The sequence below is a fragment of the Bradyrhizobium sp. STM 3809 genome, assembly GCF_000239795.1.
Classification (GTDB): domain Bacteria; phylum Pseudomonadota; class Alphaproteobacteria; order Rhizobiales; family Xanthobacteraceae; genus Bradyrhizobium.
The window spans coordinates 1-4,714 of record NZ_CAFJ01000391.1; the positions used below are offsets into that span (position 1 = coordinate 1).

The 4,714-nt window shown below is 66.7% G+C and carries 4 protein-coding genes; 3 read left to right on the top strand and 1 reads right to left on the bottom strand.

What is annotated here, in order from left to right; translation table 11 throughout:
* Both BRAS3809_RS19790 and BRAS3809_RS19795 read left to right on the top strand, forming a co-directional pair.
* The coding region (locus tag BRAS3809_RS19790) for a shikimate dehydrogenase (RefSeq protein WP_035657054.1) at window positions 1-708 on the top strand (708 nt) is incomplete at its 5' end.
* 142 nt (window positions 709-850) lie between these two features.
* Window positions 851-1,429, top strand: a complete 579-nt coding sequence (locus tag BRAS3809_RS19795; protein ID WP_052523446.1) for a hypothetical protein — start codon at window positions 851-853, stop codon at window positions 1,427-1,429.
* 257 nt (window positions 1,430-1,686) lie between these two features.
* On the opposite strand, the gene BRAS3809_RS19800 is transcribed toward BRAS3809_RS19795, so the two are convergent.
* Window positions 1,687-2,823, bottom strand: a complete 1,137-nt coding sequence (locus tag BRAS3809_RS19800; protein ID WP_008963835.1) for an alpha-hydroxy acid oxidase — start codon at window positions 2,821-2,823, stop codon at window positions 1,687-1,689.
* Between the two features lie 421 nt (window positions 2,824-3,244).
* Between BRAS3809_RS19800 and glmM the strand changes: the two genes are divergently transcribed.
* The gene (glmM, locus tag BRAS3809_RS19805; RefSeq protein ID WP_008963836.1) at window positions 3,245-4,594 is read left to right on the top strand and encodes a phosphoglucosamine mutase; all 1,350 of its coding nucleotides are present in this window, start codon (window positions 3,245-3,247) and stop codon (window positions 4,592-4,594) included.
* The last annotated feature ends 120 nt before the right edge of the window (window positions 4,595-4,714 follow it).

Sequence of the window (4,714 nt, forward strand, 5' to 3'; positions counted from 1 at the left end):
CCCGAGGAGCTGGCGGACTTCATCGCGCACCTGCATCATCACGGCTTCGTCGGCGCCAACGTCACCATCCCGCACAAGGAGCGGGTGCTCGAACTGACCGAGCCGGACGCGCGCGCACGCGCCGTCGGGGCTGCCAATACGCTGTGGTACGATCGCGGTGTCCTGCGTGCGACCAATACCGATGTCGAGGGTTTCATCGGCAATCTCGACGCCGCCGCGCCCGGCTGGGACCGCACCGACGAGGCCCTGGTGCTCGGCTCCGGAGGCTCGGCGCGGGCCGTCGTGTTCGGACTGCTGGAGCGCGGCATCGGCCGCGTCCACGTCATCAACCGCACCGCCGCCCGCGCCCAGGCGCTCGCCGATCAGTTCGGCAGCCGTGTCGCCGCGGAAGGCTGGGATCGTCTCGAAGCGCTGCTGCCGAATGCCGGCCTGTTCGTGAACACCACCTCGCTCGGCATGCACGGCCAGCCGCCGCTCGCGCTCGATGTCGAGCTGCTGCCGTCCCACGCCGTGGTCGTCGACATCGTCTACGTGCCGCTGCAGACGGCATTGCTCGGCGCGGCGCGGGCGCGGGGCCTGCGCACCGCGGACGGGCTCGGCATGCTGCTGCACCAGGCCGTGCGCGGCTTCGAATTGTGGTTCGGCCATCGCCCGCAGGTGACGCCCGAGTTGCGGGCCCTGGTCGAGGCTGATCTCACAAAGGCTTGAGCGCGGAATGAGCGGCCCTCTCCGGCGTTTCACTCGTCAGATGGCCGCGTCTCGGATACGAGCACGGCGCACCTCTCGAGCCCTCGGAGTTTTCAGCATGTCTGCCCGTCTCCTCCTGATCCGTCCCGTCGCAGCACTCGCAATGGTTGCGGCGGCGTCGCTGACCGCTATCGCGCAGCAGGCCCCGGTCCCGACGCGCGTGCGCGGCGCCGTCGAGAGCGTCGATGGCGATACGATGACGGTGAAGGCGCGGAGCGGCGAGATCTTCAAACTGCGCATGGCCGGCGATCTCAGGGTGTCCGGCGTCGTCAAGGCCGAGCTCTCCGACATCAAGCTCGGCTCGTTCATCGGCGCGACCACGGTGCCCGGCCCGGACGGTGCGCCCAAGGCGGTCGAGATCCACATCTTTCCCGAGGACATGCGCGGCACCGGCGAGGGCTCACGGTCGTGGGATCTCAAGCCGAATTCGAGCATGACCAACGCCACCGTGTCGGAGAGCTCGGTGTCGACGGACGGTCATACGCTGCTGGTCAAATACAAGGGCGGCGAGAAGCGCGTCGACATCTCGCCGGATACGCCGATCGTCACCTTCGTGCCGGGCGACAAGTCCGAGCTGAAGGCCGGCGCCAAGGTCATCGCCACCGTCAAGCAGCTGCCGGACGGCTCGCTCGAAACCAGCCGCGTCAGCGTCGGCCGCGACGGCCTGACGCCGCCGATGTGAGCGGCCAAGGGCTTTGCGCTCAGCTGCCCCAGAACGCCTGTCGTCCCGGCGAACGCCGGGACCCATACCCCCAGGCAGATGTTTGAGGCACGCTGGGCATTGGCTTTTTGCCCAATGCGACGGCTGCAGAGTATGGGTCCCGGATCGGCGCCGCGCCGCGCTGACGCGCGTCACGGCTTGTCCGGGACGACAGCGATGGCATAGTAGCGGCAGCGAGAGGGTAAGCTGATGAGCACTTTGCTCGCTGATACCCCGAACTAATTCGCCAGCACCTTGCGATCGATCTCCGCTACGGTGTTGACGCCGCACAGTCCCATCGTCGTCAGGAGCTCGTTGCGGATGATGTCGATGGCCTTGGCGACGCCGGCCTGGCCGCCGGCGCCGAGGCCGTAGGCATAGGCGCGGCCGAGCATGCAGGACTTGGCGCCGAGCGCGAGCGCGCGCATCACGTCCTGGCCGGAGCGGATGCCGCCGTCGAACATGATCTCGATCTTGTCGCCGACCGCATCGGCGATGCCGGGCAGCACGTGGATGGAGGAGGGGGCGCCGTCGAGCTGGCGGCCGCCATGATTGGAGACGACCATCGCCTGCGCGCCGGTGGCGGCGGCGAGCTTGGCGTCCTCGATGTCATGGATGCCCTTGATGATCAGCTTGCCGGGCCAGATCGAGCGGATCCAGTCGACGTCCTTCCAGTTCAGCGAGGTGTCGAACTGCGAGGCCGTCCAGGCCGAGAGCTTGGTCAGGTCTTCGGTGTTCTTCACGTGGCCGGCGATGTTGCCGAAGGTGCGGCGCTTGCCCTGCAGCACGCCCTGCACCCAGGCCGGCTTGGTGGCGAAGTCGAACAGTTTCGACAGCGACCATTCCGGCGGCACGCTCATGCCGTTCTTGATGTCCTGATGGCGCTGGCCGATCACCTGCAGATCGACCGTCAGGCACAGCGCGGTGCACTTCGCGGCCATGGCGCGCTCGATCAGCGCCTTGATGAAGCCGCGGTCCTTCATGACGTAGAGCTGGAACCAGAACGGCTTCTCGACGCTCGAGGCGATGTCCTCGATCGAGCAGATCGACATCGTGCTCTGCGTGAAGGGAATGCCGGCCGCCTGCGCGGCGCGGCAGGCGTGGATCTCGCCGTCGCCATGCTGCATGCCCAACAGCCCGACCGGCGCCAGGATCAGCGGCATCGACGAGGGCTCGCCGAGAATGGTGGTCGACAGGTCGCGCTTGGAGACATCCACCAGGATGCGCTGCCGGAACTTGATCTTCTGCAGATCGTCGCGGTTGGCGCGCAACGTCTCCTCGGCATAGGAGCCGCGGTCGGCGTAGTCGAAGAAGGCTTTGGGAACGCGGCGCTTGTGCAGCAGGCGCAGGTCTTCAATGCAGGTGACGTGTTTCATCGCAGTGTTCGGCTCCCCCACCGACGGTCTCGTTTCTTGAGCTGTCAGTCCTCTAGCATCTTTGAGACGGCTGCCAAATCCGGCTTTGGCCGCTCCGGGCCGGCGGCGAAGCGACAGGCGCAGTCTGTGCGAGACGGACGCAGCGGACCGGTCGGAGGAGGGCCGCCACGGCTGCGGTTTCACGCCCCGGGCATGCCGCGGTACGTCCTGCACGCCTTGCGTGCCGGCTGCTCATGCGCGGAAAAATTAGTGTTAACAACGCCTTATCGGATAATTGGCGGTTTCGTGGTAATGATTCATCACATTTTTTGAAGCCATCTTAGCTTTAAGGCGACTATAACCCGCGGGCTGGCCGGATGGGGCTCGGATCGTGATTCGCGCCCGCCGGCCACGACGTCGAGATGCTGTCGCTGGGGGTCATATGAGCCGTAACTATTTCGGGACCGATGGGATTCGTGGCCGCGCCAACGGCCTGATCACGCCGGAACTCGCGCTCAAGGTGGGGCAGGCCGCGGGTCTTCTGTTCCAGCGCGGCGAACACCGCCACCGCGTCGTGATCGGCAAGGACACGCGGCTGTCCGGCTACATGATCGAATACGCGATGGTCGCGGGATTCACCTCGGTCGGCATGGACGTGCTGCTGGTCGGCCCGATGCCGACGCCGGCGGTGGCGATGCTGACCAAGTCGATGCGCGCCGATCTCGGCGTCATGATCTCGGCCTCGCACAATCTGTTCGAGGACAACGGCATCAAGCTGTTCGGCCCGCAGGGCTTCAAGCTGTCGGACGACGTCGAGAAGCAGATCGAGCAGCTGCTCGACGAATCGCTCGACAAGAAGCTGGCGCAGAGCGCGAGCCTCGGCCGCGCCCGCCGTATCGACGGCGTGCACGATCGCTATATCGAATTCGCCAAGCGCACCCTGCCGCGCGACCTCTCGCTCGACGGCCTGCGCGTGGTGGTCGATTGCGCCAATGGCGCGGCGTACAAGGTCGTGCCCGAGGCGCTGTGGGAGCTCGGCGCCGACGTGATCTCGATCGGCGTGGAGCCCGATGGCTTCAACATCAACAAGGAATGCGGCTCGACCTCGCCGGAGGCGCTTTGCCGGAAGGTCCGTGAAATGCGCGCCGACATCGGCATCGCGCTCGACGGCGACGCCGACCGCGTGATCCTGGTCGACGAGCGCGGCCATATCGTCGACGGCGATCAGCTGCTCGCGGTGATCGCGCAGAGCTGGAAGGAGGACGGCCGCCTGGCGCGTCCCGGCATCGTCGCGACCGTGATGTCCAACCTCGGCCTTGAGCGCTTCCTGCAGGGGCAGGGGCTCGAGCTGGTGCGCACGCCGGTCGGCGACCGCTACGTGCTCGAGCGCATGCTCGCCGACGGCTACAATCTCGGCGGCGAGCAGTCCGGCCACATCATCCTGTCGGACTATGCGACCACCGGCGACGGCTTCGTGGCCGCCCTGCAGGTGCTGGCCACGGTGCAGAAGCTGCGCCGTCCGGTCTCTGAGGTCTGCCACAAGTTCGATCCGCTGCCGCAGATCCTCAAGAACGTGCGCTATCGCAGCGGCAAGCCGCTCGATGCCGACTCCGTGAAGTCGGCGATCGACACCGGCCAGAAGCGTCTCAACGGCCACGGCCGTCTGCTCGTGCGCTCCTCCGGCACCGAGCCCGTCATTCGCGTGATGGGCGAGGGCGACGACCGCAACCTCGTCGAGGAGGTCGTCGACGAGATCGTCACCGCCGTGGGCAACGCCGCCGCGGCGGCCTGATCCTCGGCCGATCCGCTTCGTCAGAAGGCCTGCCATCCTGCGATGGCAGGCCTTTTGTTTTGAACGGGTCGCTGACTGCCTCGACCAGGATACGACCGTATTGCCTTTAAGGAGCAAACC